Annotated in this window: 23 protein-coding genes; 8 read left to right on the top strand and 15 right to left on the bottom strand. The window is 64.3% G+C overall.

Annotated elements, in window-relative coordinates; translation table 11 throughout:
• The first annotated feature begins 11 nt into the window (after nt 1-11).
• From FJ490_RS00170 to FJ490_RS00195, 6 genes are all read left to right on the top strand, one after another.
• Nucleotides 12-1,370: an aspartate aminotransferase family protein gene (locus FJ490_RS00170; protein WP_140728073.1), complete on the top strand. Its 1,359-nt coding sequence runs from the start codon at nt 12-14 to the stop codon at nt 1,368-1,370.
• A gap of 2 nt (nt 1,371-1,372) precedes the next feature.
• Nucleotides 1,373-2,383: an NAD(P)-dependent oxidoreductase gene (locus FJ490_RS00175; protein ID WP_140728074.1), complete on the top strand. Its 1,011-nt coding sequence runs from the start codon at nt 1,373-1,375 to the stop codon at nt 2,381-2,383.
• A gap of 256 nt (nt 2,384-2,639) precedes the next feature.
• Complete coding sequence (locus FJ490_RS00180; protein WP_140555604.1) at nt 2,640-3,668, top strand: 2-aminoethylphosphonate ABC transporter substrate-binding protein; 1,029 nt, start codon at nt 2,640-2,642, stop codon at nt 3,666-3,668.
• A gap of 59 nt (nt 3,669-3,727) precedes the next feature.
• Nucleotides 3,728-4,840 carry an ATP-binding cassette domain-containing protein gene (locus FJ490_RS00185; protein ID WP_224680228.1) on the top strand — a complete coding sequence of 371 codons (1,113 nt, stop codon included), beginning with the start codon at nt 3,728-3,730 and terminating at the stop codon, nt 4,838-4,840.
• Complete coding sequence (locus FJ490_RS00190; RefSeq protein WP_140497597.1) at nt 4,833-5,690, top strand: 2-aminoethylphosphonate ABC transporter permease subunit; 858 nt, start codon at nt 4,833-4,835, stop codon at nt 5,688-5,690. The genes FJ490_RS00185 and FJ490_RS00190 overlap by 8 nt, the downstream gene beginning before the upstream one ends.
• A gap of 2 nt (nt 5,691-5,692) precedes the next feature.
• Complete coding sequence (locus tag FJ490_RS00195) at nt 5,693-6,490, top strand: ABC transporter permease subunit (protein WP_140514512.1); 798 nt, start codon at nt 5,693-5,695, stop codon at nt 6,488-6,490.
• 7 nt (nt 6,491-6,497) lie between these two features.
• Here the strand turns inward: FJ490_RS00195 and FJ490_RS00200 are convergent, their stop codons facing one another.
• The 8 genes from FJ490_RS00200 to FJ490_RS00235 form a co-directional block, all read right to left on the bottom strand.
• Nucleotides 6,498-6,944, bottom strand: coding sequence for a MaoC/PaaZ C-terminal domain-containing protein (locus tag FJ490_RS00200; protein WP_140514514.1), 447 nt, complete (start codon nt 6,942-6,944; stop codon nt 6,498-6,500).
• A gap of 8 nt (nt 6,945-6,952) precedes the next feature.
• The gene (locus tag FJ490_RS00205; RefSeq protein WP_140514516.1) at nt 6,953-8,029 is read right to left on the bottom strand and encodes a Gfo/Idh/MocA family oxidoreductase; all 1,077 of its coding nucleotides are present in this window, start codon (nt 8,027-8,029) and stop codon (nt 6,953-6,955) included.
• Nucleotides 8,022-8,351 (bottom strand): L-rhamnose mutarotase, encoded by a 330-nt coding sequence (locus FJ490_RS00210; protein WP_140497605.1) that lies wholly within the window; start codon nt 8,349-8,351, stop codon nt 8,022-8,024. The genes FJ490_RS00205 and FJ490_RS00210 overlap by 8 nt, the downstream gene beginning before the upstream one ends.
• A gap of 10 nt (nt 8,352-8,361) precedes the next feature.
• On the bottom strand, nt 8,362-9,474 hold the full coding sequence (locus FJ490_RS00215; protein WP_140728075.1) for a mandelate racemase/muconate lactonizing enzyme family protein: 1,113 nt from the start codon (nt 9,472-9,474) through the stop codon (nt 8,362-8,364).
• A gap of 4 nt (nt 9,475-9,478) precedes the next feature.
• Nucleotides 9,479-10,576 carry a sn-glycerol-3-phosphate ABC transporter ATP-binding protein UgpC gene (gene ugpC / locus FJ490_RS00220; RefSeq protein WP_140728076.1) on the bottom strand — a complete coding sequence of 366 codons (1,098 nt, stop codon included), beginning with the start codon at nt 10,574-10,576 and terminating at the stop codon, nt 9,479-9,481.
• Nucleotides 10,577-10,580: 4 nt separating this feature from the next.
• A complete protein-coding gene (locus tag FJ490_RS00225) occupies nt 10,581-11,447 on the bottom strand; it encodes a carbohydrate ABC transporter permease (RefSeq protein WP_140728077.1) in 867 nt (288 codons plus the stop codon).
• Entirely contained in the window at nt 11,447-12,343 is an 897-nt protein-coding gene (locus FJ490_RS00230; protein WP_140728078.1) for a sugar ABC transporter permease, read from the bottom strand. The genes FJ490_RS00225 and FJ490_RS00230 overlap by 1 nt, the downstream gene beginning before the upstream one ends.
• A gap of 144 nt (nt 12,344-12,487) precedes the next feature.
• Nucleotides 12,488-13,807, bottom strand: coding sequence for a sugar ABC transporter substrate-binding protein (locus FJ490_RS00235; RefSeq protein ID WP_140728079.1), 1,320 nt, complete (start codon nt 13,805-13,807; stop codon nt 12,488-12,490).
• Between the two features lie 169 nt (nt 13,808-13,976).
• On the opposite strand from FJ490_RS00235, the gene FJ490_RS00240 reads away from it, so the two are divergent.
• The gene (locus tag FJ490_RS00240; RefSeq protein WP_140497617.1) at nt 13,977-14,762 is read left to right on the top strand and encodes an IclR family transcriptional regulator; all 786 of its coding nucleotides are present in this window, start codon (nt 13,977-13,979) and stop codon (nt 14,760-14,762) included.
• A 62-nt stretch (nt 14,763-14,824) separates the two neighbouring features.
• A complete protein-coding gene (locus FJ490_RS00245) occupies nt 14,825-15,661 on the top strand; it encodes an amidohydrolase (RefSeq protein ID WP_140520947.1) in 837 nt (278 codons plus the stop codon).
• 20 nt (nt 15,662-15,681) lie between these two features.
• Here FJ490_RS00245 and FJ490_RS00250 read toward each other — a convergent pair whose 3' ends face one another.
• The 7 genes from FJ490_RS00250 to FJ490_RS00280 all read right to left on the bottom strand — a co-directional run bounded on the left by FJ490_RS00250 (nt 15,682) and on the right by FJ490_RS00280 (nt 22,690).
• Nucleotides 15,682-16,650 (bottom strand): ABC transporter permease, encoded by a 969-nt coding sequence (locus FJ490_RS00250; RefSeq protein WP_140728080.1) that lies wholly within the window; start codon nt 16,648-16,650, stop codon nt 15,682-15,684.
• A 1-nt stretch (nt 16,651) separates the two neighbouring features.
• Entirely contained in the window at nt 16,652-17,602 is a 951-nt protein-coding gene (locus tag FJ490_RS00255) for an ABC transporter permease (RefSeq protein WP_140728081.1), read from the bottom strand.
• The gene (locus tag FJ490_RS00260) at nt 17,599-18,339 is read right to left on the bottom strand and encodes an ATP-binding cassette domain-containing protein (protein ID WP_140623720.1); all 741 of its coding nucleotides are present in this window, start codon (nt 18,337-18,339) and stop codon (nt 17,599-17,601) included. Before FJ490_RS00260 ends, FJ490_RS00255 begins: the two co-directional genes overlap by 4 nt.
• On the bottom strand, nt 18,332-19,069 hold the full coding sequence (locus tag FJ490_RS00265) for an ATP-binding cassette domain-containing protein (RefSeq protein ID WP_140497628.1): 738 nt from the start codon (nt 19,067-19,069) through the stop codon (nt 18,332-18,334). The genes FJ490_RS00260 and FJ490_RS00265 overlap by 8 nt, the downstream gene beginning before the upstream one ends.
• A gap of 72 nt (nt 19,070-19,141) precedes the next feature.
• A complete protein-coding gene (locus FJ490_RS00270) occupies nt 19,142-20,329 on the bottom strand; it encodes an ABC transporter substrate-binding protein (protein WP_140623718.1) in 1,188 nt (395 codons plus the stop codon).
• 22 nt (nt 20,330-20,351) lie between these two features.
• The gene (locus tag FJ490_RS00275; RefSeq protein WP_140624033.1) at nt 20,352-21,497 is read right to left on the bottom strand and encodes an extracellular solute-binding protein; all 1,146 of its coding nucleotides are present in this window, start codon (nt 21,495-21,497) and stop codon (nt 20,352-20,354) included.
• A gap of 32 nt (nt 21,498-21,529) precedes the next feature.
• Entirely contained in the window at nt 21,530-22,690 is a 1,161-nt protein-coding gene (locus FJ490_RS00280) for a CaiB/BaiF CoA-transferase family protein (RefSeq protein WP_140497632.1), read from the bottom strand.
• Nucleotide 22,691: the final 1 nt, after the last annotated feature.

Below are 22,691 nucleotides of genomic sequence, written 5' to 3' on the forward strand. Positions count from 1 at the left end.
CGGAGATGGTTATGGCCGCGATCAAAGAGCTTGTGCATACCGAGGGCGATTCCAACACCACGGCGGCCCGCAGCCGCTGGGATTCCGGCCAGGACGATCCACGCATCCGCGGGCTGCTTAACCGCGACGCTTCGGCCTTCATGCACCAGAGCCTGTCCAGCCCTTGTCTTTCGACGATCGCTAAGGCCGAAGGCATCTGGATCGAGGACACCGCCGGCCGCCGTTTCATGGATTTCCACGGCAACAGCGTGCACCATCTCGGCTATGGCCATCCGAAGCTGGTCGCCGCGATCAAGAAACAGCTCGACGATCTCTGTTTTGCGCCGCGCCGCTTCACCTGCGAACCCGCTGTCGAACTGGCCGAGAAATTGGCCGAGTTGGCGCCCGGCGATCTCGGCAAGGTGCTGTTCACGACAGGCGGTTCCGACGCCATCGAGGTGGCGCTGAAGATCGCGCGCGCCGCGACCGGCCGCTTCAAGACGGTTTCGTTCTGGGATGCCTTTCATGGCGCTGGCTTCGGTGCCGCAAGCGTCGGCGGCGAAGCGACCTTCCGTTCCCATATCGCCGGGCCGATGATGACCGGCACCGAACATGTCGCGCCCTGGGACGGCTACCGCTGTCCTTACGGCCACGGCACCCTGGAAGCCTCCGGGCTCGCCTGCGCCAACATGATCGCCTATGTGCTCGGTCGCGAACAGGATGTGGCCGCGGTCGTCGCCGAGCCGATGCGGGCAACGCCCAACCCGCCGCCGCCCGGTTTCTGGAATCGGGTGCGCGAGGCCTGCGACCGGCACGGCACGCTGCTGATCTTCGACGAGATCCCGACCGGCCTTGGCAAGACCGGAAAATTCTTCGCCCATGAGCATGACGGCGTGACGCCGGACATCGTCGTTCTCGGCAAGTCGCTCGGCGGCGGCATCCTGCCGATCGCCGCTGTCATCGCCCGCCGCGATCTCGACGTCACCGGCGGTTTTGCCATCGGTCACTACACCCACGAGAAGAACCCGGTGACGACGCGCGCGGCGCTGACGACGATCGATATCATCCTGGAGGAAGGACTGGTCGAGCGTGCGGCCGAGCTTGGCCGGCATATGCTGGGACGCATGCAGGATCTGATGGGGCGCTCGCCCCATGTCGGCGATGTCAGGGGCAGGGGGCTGATGGTCGGCGTCGAACTTGTCGAGGACCGTACCTCGCGCCAGCCCGCGCGCGATCTTGCCGAACGCGTCTTCTATGCCTGCCTCGAACGGGGGCTGAGCTTCAAGGTCAGCCACGGCAACGTGCTGACGCTGTCACCGCCGCTGGTGATTTCGAAAGCCGATCTCGACCGTGCGCTCGACATCGTCGAACGCGCTGTGCTGACAGCCTGACCGTGAAGGCCGTCCGCACCGACCGCGAGCTCGAATGTCCAGGCATCGATGCCGGCTTGCGGGCAAGGGGTGTCGAGCTGGTGACGCTGCCGGACGGCATTTCCGAGGCGGAGCTCAAAGCCGCGGTCGCCGACGCCGATCTGCTCTTGATGTGCTACACGCCAGTCACTGCGGAGGTGATCGACGCGGCGCCTAGGTTGAAGGGCATCGTCAAATATGGCGTCGGTATCGACGCCATCGATATCCCCGCTGCCATGAGGCGCGGTATCCCCGTCGTCAACGTGCCCGAATATGCCGAGGAAACCGTCGCCGAAGGTGCTTTCGCCATGATGGTCGCGCTGGCCAAGCGGCTGCCCGCCATCACCGCGGCGGTATCGCGCGATGGCTGGATCTGGCCCGAGCCGCGCTGGCTGGGACGCGACATTTCAGGCGCCACGCTTGGGATCGTCGGTTGTGGCAAAATCGGCCGCAGCATGGCGCGCATGGCCGGCCAGGGATTTCATGCGCGGCTTCTTGGCTTCGATCCCGGTGTCGACGCCGAAACGATGCGCGCCGCCGGCATCGAAAAAGCCGACGACCTCCAGGCAATGCTTCGCGCCTGCGACTTCGTCTCAATCCATTGCGTGCTGAACGACAGCACGCGCGGCCTGATCGGCAAGGCTGAACTCGCCTGTCTCAAGCCCTCCGCCATCATCGTCAACGTCTCGCGCGGCGCGCTCATCGACGAGGCGGCCCTTGTCGAGGCGATCGTTTCCGAGCGCATCGGCGGCGCCGGGCTCGACGTCTATTCGGTCGAGCCGCTGGCCAAATCGGGCCATCCGATGGGCGCGCTTTTCGGCCGCGACGACGTCATCCTGTTCCCGCACCTCACCTTCTTTACGCATCAGGCGATGCGCCGGCTCGAGGACGACACGCTCGCGCGCTGCTTTGAGATTCTCGACGGCCGGCCGGTGACCGTGCGCTCGTCCGACCCGCGGTTGCGGGCGCAGACTTTTGGCGTTTCATTCGTCTGATCACCACCTGCTCGAACGCTTCGACGGCCTGCCCTGAGCAGGCCGAAACATGTTCACGACATGACTGCGACGGTTCCATGACAACTATCAGACGAAGTTTGCCTGTCATAAAATAAATAGATTTTACTTATCGATCTCCAATCCCCAGAGTTGCGCTTAACGACGACGCTGCCGGCACCCACGAAGCAGAAGCAGCCGGCGCGGTCGCCACAGTGCATCGCAGAATGTGCCATCAATCAAAAAAGGGGAACTGGACATGAAATCACGCAACGCAACCATGGTCGCGGCTTTCGCCGCGTTGCTGGCGTCGGCTGCCCTCGTCGGACCGGCGATGGCAGATGGCGTCGTCACCATCTACTCCGCCGATGGCCTGCATGACGGCAACGGCAGCTGGTTCGAAACCGAGTTCGCCGCCTTCACCAAGGCCACCGGCATCAAGGTGCAGTATATCGAGGCTGGTTCGGGCGGTGTCGTCGAGCGTGTCGCCAAGGAGAAGTCGAACCCGCAAGCGGACGTGCTGGTGACATTGCCGCCCTTCGTGCAGCGCGCCGCCGCCGGCGGCCTGCTGCAGGATTACAAGCCCGAAGGGGCGGACCAGATCGACGGCGGCACCGACAAATACCGGCCGCTGGTCAACAACTACATGAACTTCATCTACAACAGCGCCGTGCTTTCGGAAGCGCCGAAGAGCTACGACGACCTGCTGGACCCGAAATTCAAGGGCAAGATCCAATACTCGACGCCCGGCCAGGCCGGCGACGGCACCGCTGTCATGCTGCAGATCATCCATGCCTTCGGCGGCGAGGATGCAGGTTTCGAGTTCATGAAGAAATTGCAGGACAACAATGTCGGCCCCTCCGCTTCGACCGGCAAGCTGACGGCGCTGGTCAACAAGGGCGAGCTGCATGTCGCCAACGGCGATTTGCAGATGAACATGTCGCAAATGGCCGACAATCCCAATATCAAGGTGTTCTGGCCGGCGGGGCCTGACGGCGTGCGCTCCACCTTTGCGCTGCCCTATGAGATCGGCCTGGTAACCGGCGCGCCCAATGCCGACAACGGCAAGAAGCTGATCGACTTCCTGCTCTCAAAGGAAGCTCAGTCGAAGGTCAGTTCCGTGGCTCTTGGCCTGCCGGCCCGCAAGGATGTGACGCCGAACGACGCCAATTTCGCGAAGGCGCAAGAGGCGATGAAGGGCCTGACCATCTGGTCGCCGAACTGGGATGACGCTCTGGCCAAGCTGCCTGACTACGTCAAGCGGTGGAACGAAGCGACCGGAAGTTGATCCCTGCCAATCCGGAGGACCATGCCATGTCGGCCGCCGCTTTTACTGGGACCAGTGTCATGGACATCGACGCCGCGAAGGTTCGCGGCGCCGGCTCCAACGTCCATTTCGACAAGGTTGTTGTCGCCTATGGCGCTCACGTCGTCTTGCATCCGCTGACCCTGGATATTGCTCCCGGCGAGATCCTGGCGATGATCGGCCCGTCCGGCTCCGGCAAGACCACCGCCTTGCGGGCGGTGGCCGGCTTCGTGCGGCCGAGAAGCGGACGAATCCGCATTGGCGCGACGGATGTGACCGATCTGCCGCCTTATGAGCGCGGGCTCGGCATGGTGGTCCAGAACTACGCGCTGTTTCCGCATATGCGGGTCGAGGACAACGTCGCCTTCGGCCTCAGGGCTCAGGGCGCCGACAAGGCGCTGATCGCCGAGCGGGTCAAGGATGCGCTCGGTACCGTCGGCATGGCTGCCTATGCAGGACGTTATCCGCGCGAGCTTTCCGGCGGCCAGCAGCAGCGTGTCGCGATTGCGCGCGCTCTTGCCGTGCGGCCCCGCGTGCTGCTGCTTGACGAGCCGCTTTCGGCGCTGGACGCACAGATCCGCCGCAATATGGTCGAGGAGATCGCCAGGCTGCACCGCAGCCTGCCGGGCCTGACGATCCTCTATGTCACTCACGACCAGACAGAGGCGCTCACCCTCGCCGACAAGATCGCCATCATGCGCGACGGCTCGGTCTGTTCGCATGGACCGACGACCGAGCTCTACCGCCGTCCGCCCAACCGCTTCACCGCCGAGTTCCTCGGCCGCGCCAATCTACTGCCGGTCACCATTGCCGAGGCTGCCGGCTCCAAGGGTTTTGCCGCGGCAAGGCATGGCGACGCGGTGCTGATGGGCACCGGCCGTGACGAGAAGGTCGGCGACAAGAGCCTGCTTTGTATCAGGCCCCAGCACCTCAGCCTGACGGCCGATGGCGACCATACCAACCGCATTGTCGGCACGCTCCTGGAGGTGCACTGGCAAGGCGAACTCACCCATCTCGTGCTCGACGTCGACGGTACGACGGTGCGCGTCTCGGCGACGAGACTGCCGATGGCCCTGCCGGAACCCGGCGCCAAGGTGCCGCTGTTCTTCGCGCCCACCGACACCTCGCTCGTTCCGGAAGACGCCGGTGTCTGAGGCTGTCGCTATCGCCTCGCCAGCGGTCAGGAGAGAGCCTGGCAGATTCTGGATCGTGCCGCCGGCCGCACTCTTGGCCCTGCTGTTCTTCTATCCGCTGGCGCTCATCGCCCGGCAGGCCTTCCTGGACGACAGCGGCGTTGCCAATGTCGCCGAAGTGATCCGCGTCCTGCATTCGCGCTTCTTCCTCAACGCGCTGATCAACACGGTGACGATTTCGGTTACCGCGACTGCCGGGTGCCTGATCGTCGGTCTCGTGCTGGCACTGATCCTGGCCTTTGTTCCGTTCCCCGGCAGCGGCTTCATTGCCAGGCTGATCGACACCTTCATCGCATTGCCGACCTTCCTGGTGACGCTCGCCTTCACCTTTCTCTACGGCTCCGCAGGCATGCTCAACGCAGGGCTGATGGAGACCTTTTCACTGCCGTCGCCGCCCGTCGATTTTCTCTATTCGAGCTGGGGCGTGGTGCTGGCCGAGGTCACTGTCTACACGCCGTTCATCCTGCGGCCGCTGCTTGCCGCCTTCTCGCTGGTGGACCGCGGCCAGATCGAAGCGGCAAGCGTGCTCGGCGCGCGGTCGTTCCGCATCGTGCGCCAAATCATCCTGCCGGCCGCCATCCCGGCGCTCATTGCCGGCGGCAGCCTCTGCCTGCTGCTCACCGTCAACGAGTTCGGCATCGTGCTGTTCATCGGCGCCAAGGGGGTCATCACGCTGCCGCTGCTGATCTATGGCAAGGCGATCCAGGAATCGGCCTATCAGGTCGCCTGCATCATCGCCCTGATCAACATCGCGCTGTCGCTCGGCCTGTTCGGGCTTTATCGTTTCGCAGCCGGCCGGCTGGGGGTCTAGCCATGCTGGTCTGGTCCCGCTCCGGTCGCCTCGTTCTGTGGCTCCTCTTCGCGCTGATCTTCGGTGTGCTGTTCCTGGCGCCGCTTGCGGTCATTCTCCTGTCCAGCCTTGCCGGCCAGTGGAACGGGGTGCTGCCGAGCAGCCTGACGACGGAACACTACAGCGACGTCCTGCATGGCGCGGCCGGCGATGCGGTCAAGGCGAGCCTTCTCACCGGTTTTGCAGCCAGCGCGCTGGCGCTGGTCAGCGGCACCTGGGCGGCGCTGTCGCTGCGGGTCCAGGGGCATGCGCTGCGGCGCCTGCTCGGCCTGTTGTTCTTCATCCCCAGCGCCGTGCCTTCGGTCTCCGTCGGCCTTGGCCTGCTGGTCGCCTTCAGCCATCCGCCGCTGCTGCTCAACGGTACGATCGCGATCGTCATGATCGCGCATTTCGTGCTGATATCGGCCTTCACCTTCGGCAATGTGTCGGCCGGCCTGGCGCGGCTCTCGCCCGACTTCGAACAGGTGGCATCGAGCCTCGGCGCGCGGCCGGCCTACCGCCTCTGGCACGTCACCTTGCCTCTGCTCGCACCCTATCTGGTCGCAGCGTTCGGGCTCAGCTTCGCACTGTCGATGGGTGAACTCGGCGCCACCGTGATGGTCTATCCGCCGGGTTGGGTGACGCTGCCGGTGTCGATCTTCAGCCTCACCGACCGAGGCGACATCTTTGCGGGAGCAGCGCTCACCATGATCCTGGTGGTGGCGACCCTGGCGCTGCTGCTCGGTCTGGAGCGCATCACCGCGCGCGCCACCGGATCGTAGCGCTGCCTCAGCCGGGTTTGCGTTCGACGATGTAGATGTGATCCGCGGCCAACACCACTTCGTCGCGCTGGTTGATCACCTCGCAGCGTTCGATGACCCGGCCCGCGGCCGGCCGCTTCGGATCGTCCTCCTTGGCCGCGATGGTGGTGCGCGTGCGGATCGTGTCGCCGATGAACACCGGCTTGATGAAACGCAGCCGATCATAGCCATAGGAGAAGGCAACGGGATTGACGACGCTTGCCGTCAGTCCGATGCCGACCGAGAACACCAGCGTGCCGTGCGCGATGCGCTGGCCGAACGGCGTCGTCTTCATGAACTCGGCGTCCATGTGGTGCGGAAAGAAATCGCCGGTGTGGCCGGCATGGACGACGAAATCGGTCTCGGTAATGGTGCGGCCGCTGGTCAGCCGCGAGGAGCCGATCTCGTAGTCTTCGAAATAAATGATCTGTTCCATGTCCTGCCTTACGGCTTTTCGGCCAGCGGCGTCGCCGGCGCCGCGCTCGATTTATAGGCGGCTTCCACCAGCGCCATCGTGCTCCAGGCGTCCTCGACCGAGCTGACCAGCTCGTCGTCTTCTCCGCAAGCAAAACGCTGGACATTGGCCATACGCCCGACAAAGGCATCGGGGAACCATTCGCCTGCGAGTGGCACGGCAATCCAATCCGTCCCGCCTTTCGGGTATATTTCCAGGATGTCCGGTTCGCCGCGGGGATAGTCGAGGTTGAGGCCGAGTTTGAGATAGGCCGCGCCCTCGGTGCCGCCGATGCGGAATTCGCAGGCCTGGTGCCGGCGCCCGAACTTGTGGTCATGGTTGATCGACAGCGCGCAGCGCACGGTGTCGCCATAGTCGAGGATGGCGCTGGTGCGCGTCTGAGCCACGGTATGGTTGGGGTGGCCGAGCGTCTTGGCGTGCACCCCTTTGGGTTCGCCCAGCAATTGCCTGACGAGGTCGAGATAGTGGATCGAATGCATCGCGATCTCGACGCGCGGCGCCTTGAGCAGGAATTCCCACAGTTCCCAAGGTGTCGCCAGCGCCAGCCAGGCATCGAAGTCGACGACCTCGCCGAGCCATCCCTTGGCGATGGCGTCCTTGAGCGCCAGCATCATCGGCGCGAAACGCAATTGGAAATTCACCGCAGCCTTGAGCTTCCTGGCGCGGCAGATTTCGAGGATTTCGGTTGCCTCGCCGAGATAGTTGCCCATCGGCTTCTGGATCAGTGCGACCGCCCCCTCGGGAAGCGCCTTCAGGATCTCGGCATGCCGACCGGGCGGTGTCGCGAGATCGAAGATCGCATCGTTGATTCCGGCGGCTTCTTCCACGGAGCGGAATGCGGTGACACCCCATTTCTCGGCCAACGTCCGCGCCTTGGCCTGGTCCGGATCATAGAGGCCGGCAACCGGAAACTCGGCCTTCCGGTAGGCGGGAAAATGGGCATCGCCGACAATCGAACCTGCGCCAAAGGTGACGATCGGCCGGGGCTTTGTAGGCTTAGGCCAGGACTGGATGAGTGAGGCAGGGTCGAAACCGCCTTCAGTCATGATGGAAGACCTCGTCCATCGAAGCCCACCATTCGCCCTCCTTGCGGGTCGCCAGCGGCTCCTGGCAAGGCATGCAGAGGGCCCACCATTCCTGTGTTTTCGGGTCTGCCGCCATCTTGGCCATGTCGGCGGCATAGTCGGTGCCGTGGTATTCGAAATAGGCAAACAGCAGGTTCTCCGGCCGCTTCAGGTAGATCGAATAGTTCTCGATGTTGCAAGCCGAGATCATGGTCAGCACGTCGGGCCAGACGGCGGCATGGAGGCGCACATATTCCTCGACCTTTTCCGGCTTCAGTCCCAGAACCATTCCCATCCGCTGCATGTTCGTTCCCCTATTTCGTGATCGCCGTGGTGAATTCGGCGATGCTCATGGCCTTGACCGCGTCCCAGTCCCAATCGATGCCGATGCCGGGCTCCTCGGGTGCCAGAGCGTGCCCATCCTCGATGCGCATGCGCTTGCCGGTCAACTGGTCAAGCTGCGGAATGTACTCGACATACCGGCCGTTCTGAACAGCGCAGGTGAGGCTGACATGCAATTCCATCAGGAAATGCGGACAGACCGGGATGTCGAAGGCCTCCGCCGCATGCGCCACCTTTAGCCAGGGCGTGATACCGCCAATGCGACCGACATCGACTTGCACGATCGAAGAGGCGCCTTTCTGCATGTATTCGCGGAAATGCCTGATGGAATAGAGCGACTCGCCGATGGCAATCGGCGTCTGCGTCGAATTCGACAGCCTGACATGGCCATCGATGTCGTCGGCCGGCAGCGGCTCCTCGATCCAGGCGAGATCGAGTTCACGCAGCCTCGCTGCGCGGCGGATCGCTTCGTCGACGGAGAATCCCTGATTGGCGTCGGTCATGATCTCGTAGCCGTCGCCCACCGCCTTGCGCACCGCCGCCAGCCGCGCCAGATCTTCCGATCCGTGCGGTTTGCCGATCTTCACCTTCGAGCCGCGAAATCCCTTGGCCTTCGCGGCCAGCGCGTCATCGACCAGCGCCTGCGTCTCGATGTGCAGCCAGCCGCCCTCCGTCGTGTAGAGCGGGCAGCGGTCCTTGGCGCCGCCCGCCAGCTTCCACAGCGGCAGCCCCTGCTTCTTCGCCCGCAGGTCCCAAAGCGCGGTGTCGATCGCCGCGATCGCGATGGCCGTGATCGCGCCGATCGTGGTGGCGTGTGTGGCGAATTCGAGATCGTGCCAGATCGCCTCGATCATGTCGGGGTCGCGGCCGATCAGGCGCGGCGCCAGATGGTCGGACAAGAGCCGCATCACGGACGAGCCGCCGGTGCCGATCGTGTAGCTGTAGCCGGTGCCGACGGCGCCGTCGGAATCGGTGATCGTGACGAGAGGCGTTTCCTGGCTGACGAAACTCTGGATCGCGTCGGTGCGCTTGACCTTGGGCACAAGGTCCACCATCCGCAGTTCTATCTTCTCGATCTTGGCCATGTCGTCAGCTCCGCAATGACTTTCCGGTGTCGGCGGCAAACAGATGCGCCTGCGACAGGTCGAGGCTCATGGCCACCCGCTCGCCCGATCTCAAAGCTCTTGGGTTCAGCATGCGCGAAACCCAGTCTGCGCCATTGAACTCGACGAACACCAGCGTCTCGTTGCCGAGTGGTTCGGTGACCGTGATCGGCAATTCGATCTGGTGGACGTCGGCCGCACCACCGGAACTGATACCATGGCCGGTCGGGTAGATGTCGTCGGGCCGCAACCCGAACACCACCTTGTTACCCCTGGCGACATTGGCTTTGAATTGGCTAGGCAATGGCAGCTTTTCGCCGCTGGCGAAAACCAAGTGGCCGTCATCGATCGTCGCCTCGTGCAAATTCATCGGCGGCGAGCCGATGAAGCCCGCGACGAACCGCGTCGCCGGCCGTCGGAACACCTCGTCTGGGGTGCCGACCTGTTCGATATGGCCGTCGCGCATGATGACGATGCGGTCGGCAAGCGTCATCGCCTCGACCTGGTCATGGGTGACATAGATCACCGTCGACCGCACCTTGGCGTGCAGCTTCTTGATTTCGGTCCGCATCTGCGTGCGCAGTTTGGCGTCGAGATTTGAAAGCGGCTCGTCGAACAGGAACACGTCGGGATCGCGTACGATGGCGCGGCCCATGGCGACGCGCTGGCGCTGGCCGCCGGAAAGTTGCGACGGTCGGCGGTCGAGCAGCGTGTCGAGGCCGAGGATGGCCGAGGCCTCTGCGACGCGGCGGTCCATGTCTTCCTTGGCGGCCCCGGCAATCTTCAGGGAGAAGCCGAGGTTCTCGCGCACCGTCATGTGGGGATAAAGCGCGTAAGACTGGAACACCATCGAGATGTTGCGCGAACGCGGCGGCAAATCGTTGACGACGCGGCCGCCGATCTCGATCGAGCCGGCACTGATCTCTTCCAGCCCTGCGATCATCCTGAGCGTCGTCGACTTGCCGCAGCCGGAGGGGCCGACCAGCGCGATGAATTCGCGGTCCGCGATGTCGAGGTCGATGCCGTGCACGATCCCGACATTGCCGTAGCGCTTGGTCAGCTTTTGGAGGGAAACCGTTGCCATGGGATCAGCCTTTCACCGCGCCGGAGGTCAAGCCGCCGACAAGGTGTTTCTGGACGATGTAGGTGAGGGTGAGCGCCGGGATGATCATCACCACGGCGAGCGCGCACATGCCGCGCCAGTCGATGGTGAATTCGGCCGTGTAGTCGAGCAGGCCGACCGGCAGCGTCTTGGCGCTGACCGAGCGGGTAAGCTGCGAGGCCAGCGCGAACTCGTTCCAGCAGGTCAGGAAAGCAAAGATCGCGGCGGAGGCGATGCCCGGCCCGGCAAGCGGGAACTCGACCTGCCAGAAGGCCTGCCAGCGGGTGCAGCCGTCGATCTGGGCGGCTTCCGCGAGGTCCTTCGGCACCTGGCGGAAGAAGCCGTCGATCAGCCAGATGGTGAACGGCACGTTGAGCGCGACATAGGCCAGGATCAGTCCGAAATGCGTGTCGATGATGCCGAGCCTGACATAAAGGAAGAACAGCGGCAGCGACAGCGCGATGCCCGGCACCGTGCGCGTCAGCATCAGCCCGAGAAAGACGCCCGACTTGCCGCGAAAACGGTAGCGCGCGAAGGCATAGCCGCCGGCCATGCCGATGGCGACCGCGATCACCGTCGAGGTAACCGATATGATCAGCGAGTTACGGAAATATTCGATGACCGGGATGCCGCCCTTGCCGATGCCGCTGAACATCGCGACATAAGCGTCGAACGAGATTTCCTGCGGGATCCACACCGGCGGCTTGGCCATGATCTCGACGGTCGGCCGCAGCGATGACAGCACGATCCAGAGACCGGGCAGGCAGATGATCAGCATCGCCAGGAACAGGCCGATGCGATAGGCGATGCCTGCGAGCCGTCGCTTGAGGCGGGCGGAAGAATTCTCGTCCATCACCACTCCGCACCGATCTGCGTGCGCGCCGCGGCGAGCTTGTTGAAGAAATAGACGGTGAAGGCAATCGACAGCAGGATCGAGAAATAGGCCATGGCATTGGCCATGCCCATGCGTCCGTCGCTGTAGGCGGTGCGTGCTACCAGCGTCCACAACAGTTCGGTACGGCCCGCCGGCCCGCCATCGGTCATGATCTTGACGATGTCATAGGCGCGCGCGACGTCGAGCGAGCGGATGGTCATGGCGATGTAGGCGAAAGGCATGATGAACGGCCAGGTCACATAACGGAATGTCTGCCATGGCGTGCAGCCGTCGACGCGCGCCGCCTCGATTGGCTCCTTGGGCATGGCGAGCAGCCCGGCGAGGATCAGGATGGCGAAGATCGCCGTCGACAACCAGATCTCGGCGATCGAGATGGCGATGAAGGCGAGATGGCCTTCGATCAGCCACGGAATGGCATCCCTGGTGATGCCGAGCGATTGCAGGGCGTTGTTCACCAGGCCGATATTGTCGTTGAACATGAACTTGAACTGGAAGCCGACGAGGATCGGCGAGAACATCATCGGAAACATCATCAGCGTGCGCAGGATGCGCTGGCCGCGCGTCGCCTTTTCGACCAGCATGGCGAGGCCGAGGCCCAGCAGCATTTCGAGATTGAGCGCGATGGTCAGCAACAGAACCGTGCGGCCGAACGCCCACCAGAAACCGGCGTTCGCCAGGATCGAGAGATAATTGCGGAAGCCGACAAAGACGAAGAACGTTTCGGGCTTGGTCAGGCGGAACGGCGTGAAGCTGGAATAGAGCGACAAAAGCAACGGCACCACGACGACCGCCGCCAGCACGATCATCGCCGGAAGCAGCAGCAGGAATGGCGCGGATGGCTTGAAGCCCTTCATTGGGACCCTGTGAGTTGCATTCGATTGCCGCCTGTCGAGCCGGGCGGGGCCGGCATCGTCATCGTGGAACACCCGAGGCAGTGCGCGCCCTAAAACGCGAGCGCCTCCCCCATCCTGATGGGGGAGGCGGCCTTGGGAGCGGTTCTACAGCTTGCCGGCGTCTTCGAGGATTTGCGTCGCCTTGGCGGCGGCTTCGTCCAGCGCCTGCTTGGACGTCTTGTCGCCGAGGATCGCCGCCTGCAATTCGGGATAGACGGCGTTCGAGATCTCGATCCATTCAGGCGTCTGCGGCACGGCGAAGGCGTGCTTGGCTTCTTCCTGGAAGGCGGAGAGGACCTCCTTCTTGTAAGGATCGTTTTCGGCCTGCTTCAGGTCCCAGTCCCAGACCGCGGTGCGGGTCGGCAGCGGGCCCGCGGCGGCTTCCAGCTTCTGGCTGTCCTCATTGGTGAGCCACCACACCAGCGATGCCGCGGCCTCCTTGTTCGGGCAGGTCTCGGTCACCGAGAAGCCATGGAAACCGGACCAGCCGGTGCGCTTGCCGGACGAGCCTTTCGGCGCGACCTTGACGCCGACATTGCCGGCGACCTTCGACGATTTCGGATCGTTGAAGAAGCCGGCCCAGCCCGGCCAGTCCAGATTGATGGCGACGGTGCCGGAGGCAAAACCCTGGCCGAGATCGTCCCAGAGATAATTGGTGGTTCCGGCCGGCACAGCCTTGGCCTTGTAGAGGTTGACGAACCAGTCGAGCGCACGCACGCCGGCTTCGGAGTTGAAGACTGGCTTGCCGTCCTTGTCGAGATACTCGCCGCCCTCGGCCACCACCATCTCGTAGAAGCGACCGTTGATCGCCTCTTCCTTGCCGGCGAACTGCGTACCGTAGAAATTGGGCGGATTGGCGAAGAACTCGGCCTGGTCGGTGACCTCTTTCCAGGTGTCCGGCGGCACCAGATCATAGCCGTATTTCGCCTTGAACTTGGTCTTGTTGTCGGCGTTCTCGTAGAGGCTCTTCTGGTAATAGAGGGCAGAGACGTCGAACTGCGCGCGCGGCAGCATCTCCAGCTTGCCATCTATGGTCGCCGCCTTGATCGTCGATGGCACGAAGGCGTCGATCTCTTCCTTGGGCAGCAATTTGCTGAGGTCGGTATAGAGGCCGGTATACTGCGGCGCGAAGGAGGAATGGTTCCAGCCGACGCACCAGTTGGTGCTGCCCGAGGCGATGTCGGACTTCAACTCCTTGTCGATGTCGAAGCCGTTCTTCTTGGTCAGGATGTTGACCTTGGCGCCGGTCGCCTTCTCCCATTCGGGGATGCGCTCGTAGAGCTTTTCATATTGCTGGCCGCCGATCAGCTTCACGTCGACGGTGACGCCTTCGAACTTGCCGGGCAGGTCGCCGGCAAGGGCTGCGCCTGCGCCTGACGCGAGCAACAAAGCGCCGGCGCACACGCCGGAAAGCAGTCTGTTCATTGGTATCCTCCCTGGGGTGCGCCTTGGCGGCGACCGCAACTCGTCTGATGACAAGAAGCGCTACATTCATATACAAACAAAACATTCATAGAAACGTCAAGGCGAAATTTGTTTCCGTCGGCGGCGTTCCTGCGTATATGAAGAATCGATTTCACTGGAGGGAAAGCCCATGGATGATAGCGAAGACGAGCGGTATCGCGCGCCTGCGCTCGACAAGGGGCTCGACATCCTGGAACTGCTGGCCGGCGTCGACGGCGGCCTGACGCAGGCGGAAATCGCCAAGAAGCTCGACCGCAGCCCCAACGAGTTCTACCGCATGCTGGACCGGCTGGTGCGACGCGGTTATGTCACGCGGCTCGACGGTGACCGCTATTCACTGACGCTCAAGCTGTTCGGCCTGGCGCAACTGCACGCGCCGGTGCGGCGGCTGGTTTCCTATGCGACGCCGTTGATGCGGGAGCTGGCGGAGACGTCGCAGCAGGCCAACCAACTCGTTGTTTTTGATCGCGGTTCCGCCGTGGTCATCGGCCAGCAGGAGGCGCCGAACTACTGGGGCATCTCGATCCGGGTCGGCGCCCACATCAGCCTGTTCGACACCGGTTCGGGACATGTGCTGCTCGCTTTCCGTTCGCAGGAGGAGCGCCAGATGATGATCTCCGAACATGTCCGCAGCACCGACAATACGGCGCAGCCGCCCGAGTTCTTTGCCCGTCTCGACCAGATCAGGGAACGGGGATATGAGATGATGGCCTCGATGCAGACTGCCGGCGTCTACAATCTGTCGGCACCGGTGCGCGGCTCCGACGGCAAGGCGATCGCGGCGCTTTCGATTCCTTACATCACCGTCGTCAACGCACCGTCCGCGCCGGACATGACCCGCACCATCGAACTGCTGCTGGCCACATGTGAAAAGCTGTCGCGTCTGGCCGGGTCGGCCGTCGGTTCATCGGCGTAATTCTTATTTGAATGAAGAATTCCTCCGTGAGATGATGTGAAAGATACGGGAGGAGCCCTGCCATGATCATCGACACCCACCTGCACCTCATCGACCGCTCGGCCTTGCGCTACCCGTGGCTTGCCGGCGTGCCCGCTCTCAACCGCGACTTCTCCTATGAGGAGTACGGCGTGGAAGCTCAACGTGTCGGCGTCGAGCGTGTGCTGCATATGGAGGTCGATGTCGACCCTGCCGATATCGAGGCCGAGACCGAACGTGTCGAAGGCCTGTCGAGACAGGCCGGCAGCATGCTGGCCGGGGCGATCGCCGCCTGCCGTCCGGAAGAGGCCAATTTTGCGGCCTATCTCGAGCGCCAGCGAGCAAAGCCGTTCGTCAAGGGTTTTCGCCGCGTCCTCCACGTCATGCCCGATGAACTCTCGGAAGGCGCGCTATTCCGGGACAGCATCCGGCGGCTCGGCGGCACCGGGCTCACCTTCGATCTCGTCGTGCTACCGCATCAGATTCCCAAGGCGATCGCGCTCGCCGATCTGGCGCCCGACGTCCAGTTCGTGCTCGACCATTGCGGCGTCCCCGACATCAAGGGCAATGGCGAGCACCCGTGGCGCGAGCACATGAGCGAAATCGCGCGGCGTCCCAACGTCGTGGCCAAGATTTCCGGCGTCGTCGCCTATGCGGATCCCGGCAGTTGGACGGTCGAGACGCTGCGGCCCTATGTCGAACACACGATAGGTTCGTTCGGCTGGGACCGCGTCGTCTGGGGCAGCGACTGGCCTGTCTGCACGCTGGGTGGCGGTCTGTCGACCTGGGTGGCGGCGACTCATGCGCTGCTTGCCGGCTGCAGCGTTGCGGAACGCGACAAGCTCTTGTCCGCGAACGCCCGCAAGCTCTGGCGGCTTTAACCGGCTCTGCTTGGGGCTCTTCAGATCGTCGCCGAAACGTGCGGTTCGCGGCCGTAGAGCGACACCAGCAGCACGATGATGAAGCCGAGTGCTGCCTGCACCGCCGAGGGCTGGAAGCCCAGCCCGATGAGCAGCGTGTTGATCTCGGTCAGCACCAGCACGCCGGCGATAGTGCCGAGATAGCTGCCGCGCCCGCCGACCAGCGCGGCGCCGCCGACGACCACGGCCGCGATGGTCTGGAACAGGTAGGGCTGCCCGACATCGCCATAGGCCGAGCCGGTGAAGCCGAGCAGCAGAACGCCCGCCACCGCGGCGAAGAAGGCGCTTGCCGCATAGGTGATCACCCACATGCGGACGGGATCGATCAGCGCCAGAGGCGCGGCACCCGGATTGCTGCCGAGTGCGTAGAGCCGGCGCCCATAGGGCGTCCGCTCCAGCACCAGGACGACGAGCGCCACCAGCACGACAAGGCAGGGCACCAGCCATGGAACCGGCAGTGGCCCGGCCGATCCGCCGATCGACACGAAGCTCGAAACCGCTTGCGGCGCGGAGCCTGAAGGGAAGCCCGCGGTCCATAAAAGCACCAGCCCTTGCACGACCATGCCGATGCCGAGCGTGACGATGAGCGGCTGGATGTCGAGGCTGCGCGCGATCAGCCCGTTCAGGCCACCGATAAGGATCGCCAGCACGCCGACGAGGCCGCAGACGAGGACAAAATTCCAGCCATCGCCGTAGAGTTGCGCGGCCACGACATTGGCAAAGCCGATGACGAAGGGGATCGACAGGTCGATGCCGCCCATGATGACGACCAGCGTCTGCCCGATCGAGGCGACGGCGAGCAGCGAGGCAAGCACCAGCATGGCGCGCACCGCAAACGGGCTGGAGTAGCCCGGAATGAGGATGATGCCGGCAAGATGCAGAAGGGCGGCAACACAGAAGGCGCCGACGACACGGGCATTGGTTGTCGCGAATAGATTTCGGCCAGCCATGTCAGCGCCTCCCGATGGCAAAGCGTTCCTGCAGCGCGGTCAGCATCACCGCCAGCACCAGTATGGCGCCGTAGGCGATCTGCAGCACGAAGGTCGAGACGTTGAACGTCGTCAGCACGCTTTGCAGCAGGAAGATGTCGACAGCGCCGATCGCGGCACCCGCGACGCCACCACGGCCGCCGGCAAGACTGACACCGCCGAGCGCCACGGCGGCGATGGCGATCAGCGTGTAGGTCGGGCCGATGTTGGGATCGGCCGACCCGATCAGCGCAGTCAGCATCAGTCCGGCGCAGCCGCCCAGGATGCCGGTCATGACATAGGCGATGAAGCGCACGAGCGTGACGTCGACGCCGGCCGTATAGGCGGCGCGATCGTCGCTGCCGACCGCCATCAGCTGGTCGTAATAAGGGCTGCGCCGCACCAGCCACCAGAAAAGGAACATCAAGGCGAGCGGCAGAAGCGAGAACGGGCCTGCCAGGGCTTTCAGCCAGGCCGGCGCCGGGCCGATCGGCGCCGGCAGGATGGTCAGCGTCACCCCCGTCAGGATCAGATAGGTGCCGAGCGTGGCCACGATCGGTTGGATGCGCACGATGGTCGCCAGGAAACCGTTCGCCGCCCCGACCAGCGCACCGATGAGCAGCGCCGCCGGAACAAGCGCCAGCGGCGAGGATATTCCGGCGCGCAGGAAAAGCACCTGGATCACGATGGCGTTGACGAAGCCCATCAGCGGCCCGACCGAAATATCGATGCCGCCGCGCCCGGCGAGGATCACCGGGGTCGAGGCGATGGCCGCGCCGATCAGCGGCGCCGCCAGCCCAACCAGCGCACCCCAGGAGCCCGGCTGGAACCGTGCCGGGCTCAGCATCAGATTGACCGCCAGCAGGACGATCAGCAGCACGGCGGCGAAGCCGACGCTTCGGCCGAGGGACAGGATGCGTGCGAAGGGTCTCATGCTGCGCGTCCGAACATGGCTGCGATCACGTTCCCGGTGGTCATCGCCTGGCCGGCGATTTCCGCCGCGACTTCATTTTCGCGGAACACCAGCACGCGATGGCAGAGAAGAAGGATCTCCTCGATCTCGCTGGACAGGATGACGAGCCCCATGCCGTCGGAAGCCAGCCCGCGAAAGACGTCGTAGAGAACATGCCGGGTCGCCACGTCGACGCCGCGCGTCGGATCGTTGAGAAGCAACATTGCGGGGTCCAGCGCGAGGGCCCGCGCCAACAGCACCTTCTGCTGGTTGCCACCGGACAGGGTGGTGATCGGCGCGTCGGGCCGAGGCGCCGATATCGACAGCCTTTCGCGATAGGCCTCGTAGCGCGCCTTGCGCGCCGCCGGGCTGATCAGGCCGAGGCGGGTATCGCGAGACAGCGTCGAGACGGCGAAATTGTCGAGCACCGATTGCGTCGGGAAAATGCCGTTGGCACGCCCGCGCGGAAGATAGGCGATGCCGCTCGATACGGCCTTGCGGAAGCCGGTGATGGCGCGGGATGCGCCGGGCAGATCGAGGGTTATCGAACCGCCAAGCGGCGCGACTAGGCCGGCGAGCATCTCGAGGAAAAGCTCCTGGCCGTGGCCATCCAGGCCGGCGAGCCCAACGATCTCGCCGGCGGCGACCGCCTGCATGATCGGGCTGGCGTCCGGTGCGATGACGAGGTCGCGGATAGTGAGGGCGGCGCGATCAGCCATGCGCCAGCTCCGCGGCGGTGCGTGGCGCCATCGCCTTGAGAAGCTCCGCCGGCGTCGAAGCGCCGCGCTCCTCGGTGCGCACCACGCTGCCGCCGCGCAGGATCGAGATGCGATCCGAAAGCGACGTCACCTCATCCATGCGGTGGGTGATGAACAGGATCAGGCAGCCTTCGCCGGCAAGCGTGCGCATCAGCGAAAAAACGGACTCGCGGTCGGCGAAGTCGAGTGCTGCGGTCACTTCGTCGAGGATCAGGATCTTTGGATCGCGCACGACCGCACGAGCAAGAACGACGAGTTGCTGTGCTGCGAGCGGCAACTGCCCGGCGGGCATGTCGAGCGGCACGTTGGTGACGGCGAAACGTTTGAGGGCGGCGGCTGCCCTGTCGCGCCGCTCGTTGCGGGGAACCGCGCGCCGGACCAGGCCGTCGAGGCCAAGCAGGATATTGTCGGTCACGCTGCGGTCCGGCGCGATCAGCACTTCCTGGAAGACCGTGGCGAAGCCTTGCGCCTGGAAGGCCGAGGGGGTTCCGCCCGAAAACGGCCTGCCTTGCAGGAGGACCGTGCCGCTGTCGGGCTGAACGATGCCGGACAGCAGCTTGACCATGGTGCTCTTGCCCGAACCATTCTCGCCCAGGATGGTGTGGATGGTTCCTGCCCGGAACGCGATCGAGGCGTCCGCAAGCGCGACCGTCTCGCCATAGCGTTTGGATATGTTTCTGATTTCAAGCATGTCGCGTTTCGAAGCTGGCAAGCCGGCCCTCCGAAAGGAGCCGGCTTGTCGAGGTCTTATCTGGCCCAGGCGTCACTTCGCGCAGGCGTCTGGCACCTTCGAATAGTCCCATCCCTTGGTCGGCGCCGGGTTGGAGAAATAGGCGTCGAGCCATTCTTCCGGCATCGGATCCTTGGGCGGCACCGGGAAGATCGATACGGCATCCGTCGTCATGCAGTCCTTGTACCAGGCGCCGAGATCGGCATTGTGGACCGGCGGAATCGGAATGAGCAGCGTGTTCAGCTTCGGCTTCTGGCCGTCGAGCATGCGTTCGCCGACGCGAAACAGCGTTTCGGCGGTCCAGTGCGGCAGCACGGCATGGCCCTCGAAGCGGTACTTGTCGGGATTGGCCTTCCAGTAGCCCAGGGCATCGCCGGTGATCGAACCGGTGATCAGCGGCGCCGGCCGGCCGGCTTCGGCGAACGCCTCCGCGACGACGCGGCTTTCGCTGCCTGTCGTCCACACCGCATCGATCGGCGCCGGGTTGGTGGCGATCGCCTGCAGCACCACCGTCTTGGTGACATTGGCCGTCCAATTGCCGTTGACCGTGCGCGAGATCTTCAGCTTGGGGTTTTCCGCCAGCGCCTTGTCGGCGCCCTGGCGCTCCTGAACCACGATCGGGTGGCCGGCGATGCCTTCGACCAGAAGGATGCTGGCGCCATCAGGCTTGGCCTTGCCGATCGCGGTCATCATGTCATAGCCCCAGCGCGCATAGTTGGAATCGACATTGATCGCGTTCGGGCTGGTCACCGAACCGGCGGCGGTGATGAACGGGATGCCTGCCTTGGCGGCCGCATCGATGGCGTCGTCGAGCGCTGTTGCCGAGCCCGGGATCGAGGTGATGATCGAGCACTTCTTGTCGATGAAGGCGCGGATCTGGTTGATCTGCTGGCTGGCGTCGTTGTTGGAATCCGACACTTCGAAGCTGGAGACGGTGCCGTCGGCGATCAGCCCGTCGACCAGGCGCTTCAGCTCCTTGGTGACGGTGACCCGCCAGGGGTTGCCCTGGTAGGATTCCGAATGGCACCATTTCCATGGCTTGGACGGCGGGTTGAAATTGTCCCAGGCCGATGGCAGCACCTTCTGCGGTGCGCCGTCATATTGCGCCTTGAGTTCATCGGGCAGCCCGCTGATGACGCCTTGTACGTCTTCGGCAAAAGCTGTCGTTGCGAGTGAGGCGAAGGCGGTTGCGGCCACAAGGCCGCGGATCAGGGTTTTCATTTGTCTCCTCCGTTCGATTTCTTCAGGCTCCTCCACCGGCAGTGCCGGTCGCCTGCGCCGGGGCGCTCTGCCGAAACAGGCGATTGAGATCGGCAATGACCTGGCTGGAACGATGCCCTGAGGTCATGCCGGAATTGACGCGGTCGGACGCGGCCTGCTGGAACGCCATGTAACCATCATGGCGAGGCCGCACCCATGCGCCCTCCAGGGTCGCGCGCGTATCGCGATAGAAATTGCCGGTCGCCGCATTGACGGCCTGATCCTCCCAGGCCGCGGCATGGCCGGGCTGTCCGCCGGCCGCGGCATAGGGGCCACGCTGGATCTCGCCGCTGGCGAGCCAGTAGGCGAAATCGGTTGCCGCCTCTTTCGCCTTCGAGAAGGCCGACACCGCTATGCCTGTGCCGCCAAGCGCCGTGCCAATCGGGCCGCTGGATCCGACAACAGGGATGTCGCCAAATGCCAGGCGATGTGGGCGAAACCCGGCCATAGCGTAGGAAACATAGCCGTAGATCAGCGGTGCGCAGACGATCGGGGATCCGGCCTGCGCCATCCGCTCCGAAACGGCGATCGGATCCATCTCGAAGCAGGCCGGGTCGACCAGCGCGGCAATCTCGCGCATTGTCTCGAAGACTTCGCTGCCGGCCTCGCCGTCGATGAGATCGTTGGATGGGTCGGTCGCGCAAGCATGCCCGAGATTGCCTGCGAGCGTGAAGAACACCATCATCGAATGCGGTGGCCGCAACGGCAGCAGCACGCGTGCCTGCCGGGCGAGATCGAGCACTTCGCTCCATCGCGATGGCGGTGCGCCAAGCGCATCGGGCCGCCATGCCTGGACCTGCGTCGCGGCATCGATGGGAAACGCCCACTGCCGTCCCTGCCATGTGTAACTCGGATAGGACTGGCCGACGCTGCCGGAGGAAAGTGCCGCGCGCTCCGCCTCGCGGCCGGCGACATCGAGCGGCTCCAGGCAGCGTTCGGCGGTGATCTGGCCGACATGCGGATGGTCGATGACGATCAGATCATAGGCGCGCGCCAGTTCCTCGACCGGGAAGGACTCGAAGTCCTGCAGCGAACGCTTGTCCCATTCGACGGCAATGCCGGTTTTCTGCTTCCACAGCGACGAGCAGGCGACCATCGGATCATAGCCGCGCGGATGGTTCCAGGTCATGCCCCTGAGCGTGGGCTTTAGGAAGCGCGTGGTCACAGGCCGAACTCCTCGCGGATCGCGGCGCTATGCTCGCCGATGCGCGGTGCTGCCCGGTCGACCTTGGCCCTGATGCCGTCGACCCTGAGCGGCGAACTGGTGGTAAGGATCGAGACATCGTCCTCGCGCGTCACCGTCTGCAGCATGTCGAGCGACTGGAAGCCCCCGCTTGCCAGCATTTCCGGCCAGGTCAGCACCTTGGCGCACCAGATGTCGGCGGGTTCGAGAACATCAAGCCACTCGTCGACCGTCCTGGTCGCGATCCGCTGCGCGACGATCGCCTTGATGTCGTCGCGCGCGGTGAACCAGGATGCCGGCTTGTCGCGGTAGGGCGCCAGTTCCTCCAGCGACAGCAGGTCGGCGAGTTTCGGGATTGGCGTCATGGCGATGGCGAGATAGCCGTCCTTGGCGGGATAGACGCCGTAAGGTGCCGACAGATAGGCATGCGCGCTGCGGAAGCTGGAGCGGCGCGGCAAACGGCGGCCGTCATTGAGATGCGTGGTCAGTACCTCGAACTGGAAGTCGACCAGCGCTTCCAGCAGGCTGGTTTCGATATGGCTGCCCTGGCCGGTGATGCCGCGCCGCACAAGGGCGGCCAGTATGCCTTGCGCGCATGCCGCGCCCGCCAGCATGTCGCCGATAGCAAGCCCGAACGGCACCGGCCCCTGGTCCTCGTCGCCGTTCAGCCACATCACCCCGGAGCGCGCCTGCGCCAGGAGGTCCTGGCCGGGCCGCTTGACCCATGGGCCGTCCTCGCCATAGCCGCTGATCGAGGCATAGACCAGGCGCGGGTTGATCTTGCGGACCGCCTCGTAGTCGAGGCCGAGCCGTTCGATGACACCCGGCCTGAAATTCTGGATCAGCACGTCGGCCTTCGCCAGCAGGCCGCGCAGCGCCTTGAGATCCGCCTCGTCCTTCAGGTCGATGGCGAGGCTTTCCTTGGCCCGGTTGATGGCATGGAAGATGGTGGAATCACCGCCGATCTCGGTGTCGCTGAGATAGAGCCGGCGCGACAGGTCGCCGCCGTCCGGACGCTCGATCTTGATGACGCGGGCGCCGAGATCCAGCAGCCTGAGCGAGCAGTAGGGCCCGGACAGGAACTGGCTCATGTCGACGACGACGAGACCGGCAAGCGGCAATTCGGCTGCTGCCGGCATT

This window comes from Mesorhizobium sp. B2-5-11 (assembly GCF_006440835.1).
Taxonomy (GTDB): Bacteria; Pseudomonadota; Alphaproteobacteria; order Rhizobiales; family Rhizobiaceae; genus Mesorhizobium.

What these genes read in the sequence shown, in the direction of transcription:
- FJ490_RS00260 (WP_140623720.1), bottom strand. Translation starts at nt 18,339, where the DNA reads ATGGCTGATCGCGCCGCCCTCACTATCCGCGACCTCGTCATCGCACCG.
- FJ490_RS00180 (WP_140555604.1), top strand. Translation starts at nt 2,640, where the DNA reads ATGAAATCACGCAACGCAACCATGGTCGCGGCTTTCGCCGCGTTGCTG.
- FJ490_RS00240 (WP_140497617.1), top strand. Translation starts at nt 13,977, where the DNA reads ATGGATGATAGCGAAGACGAGCGGTATCGCGCGCCTGCGCTCGACAAG.
- FJ490_RS00250 (WP_140728080.1), bottom strand. Translation starts at nt 16,650, where the DNA reads ATGGCTGGCCGAAATCTATTCGCGACAACCAATGCCCGTGTCGTCGGC.
- ugpC (WP_140728076.1), bottom strand. Translation starts at nt 10,576, where the DNA reads ATGGCAACGGTTTCCCTCCAAAAGCTGACCAAGCGCTACGGCAATGTC.
- FJ490_RS00280 (WP_140497632.1), bottom strand. Translation starts at nt 22,690, where the DNA reads ATGCCGGCAGCAGCCGAATTGCCGCTTGCCGGTCTCGTCGTCGTCGAC.
- FJ490_RS00210 (WP_140497605.1), bottom strand. Translation starts at nt 8,351, where the DNA reads ATGCAGCGGATGGGAATGGTTCTGGGACTGAAGCCGGAAAAGGTCGAG.
- FJ490_RS00215 (WP_140728075.1), bottom strand. Translation starts at nt 9,474, where the DNA reads ATGGCCAAGATCGAGAAGATAGAACTGCGGATGGTGGACCTTGTGCCC.
- FJ490_RS00225 (WP_140728077.1), bottom strand. Translation starts at nt 11,447, where the DNA reads ATGGACGAGAATTCTTCCGCCCGCCTCAAGCGACGGCTCGCAGGCATC.
- FJ490_RS00205 (WP_140514516.1), bottom strand. Translation starts at nt 8,029, where the DNA reads ATGACTGAAGGCGGTTTCGACCCTGCCTCACTCATCCAGTCCTGGCCT.
- FJ490_RS00245 (WP_140520947.1), top strand. Translation starts at nt 14,825, where the DNA reads ATGATCATCGACACCCACCTGCACCTCATCGACCGCTCGGCCTTGCGC.
- FJ490_RS00235 (WP_140728079.1), bottom strand. Translation starts at nt 13,807, where the DNA reads ATGAACAGACTGCTTTCCGGCGTGTGCGCCGGCGCTTTGTTGCTCGCG.
- FJ490_RS00255 (WP_140728081.1), bottom strand. Translation starts at nt 17,602, where the DNA reads ATGAGACCCTTCGCACGCATCCTGTCCCTCGGCCGAAGCGTCGGCTTC.
- FJ490_RS00270 (WP_140623718.1), bottom strand. Translation starts at nt 20,329, where the DNA reads ATGAAAACCCTGATCCGCGGCCTTGTGGCCGCAACCGCCTTCGCCTCA.
- FJ490_RS00230 (WP_140728078.1), bottom strand. Translation starts at nt 12,343, where the DNA reads ATGAAGGGCTTCAAGCCATCCGCGCCATTCCTGCTGCTGCTTCCGGCG.
- FJ490_RS00265 (WP_140497628.1), bottom strand. Translation starts at nt 19,069, where the DNA reads ATGCTTGAAATCAGAAACATATCCAAACGCTATGGCGAGACGGTCGCG.
- FJ490_RS00185 (WP_224680228.1), top strand. Translation starts at nt 3,728, where the DNA reads ATGGACATCGACGCCGCGAAGGTTCGCGGCGCCGGCTCCAACGTCCAT.
- FJ490_RS00200 (WP_140514514.1), bottom strand. Translation starts at nt 6,944, where the DNA reads ATGGAACAGATCATTTATTTCGAAGACTACGAGATCGGCTCCTCGCGG.
- FJ490_RS00170 (WP_140728073.1), top strand. Translation starts at nt 12, where the DNA reads ATGGCCGCGATCAAAGAGCTTGTGCATACCGAGGGCGATTCCAACACC.
- FJ490_RS00195 (WP_140514512.1), top strand. Translation starts at nt 5,693, where the DNA reads ATGCTGGTCTGGTCCCGCTCCGGTCGCCTCGTTCTGTGGCTCCTCTTC.
- FJ490_RS00275 (WP_140624033.1), bottom strand. Translation starts at nt 21,497, where the DNA reads ATGACCTGGAACCATCCGCGCGGCTATGATCCGATGGTCGCCTGCTCG.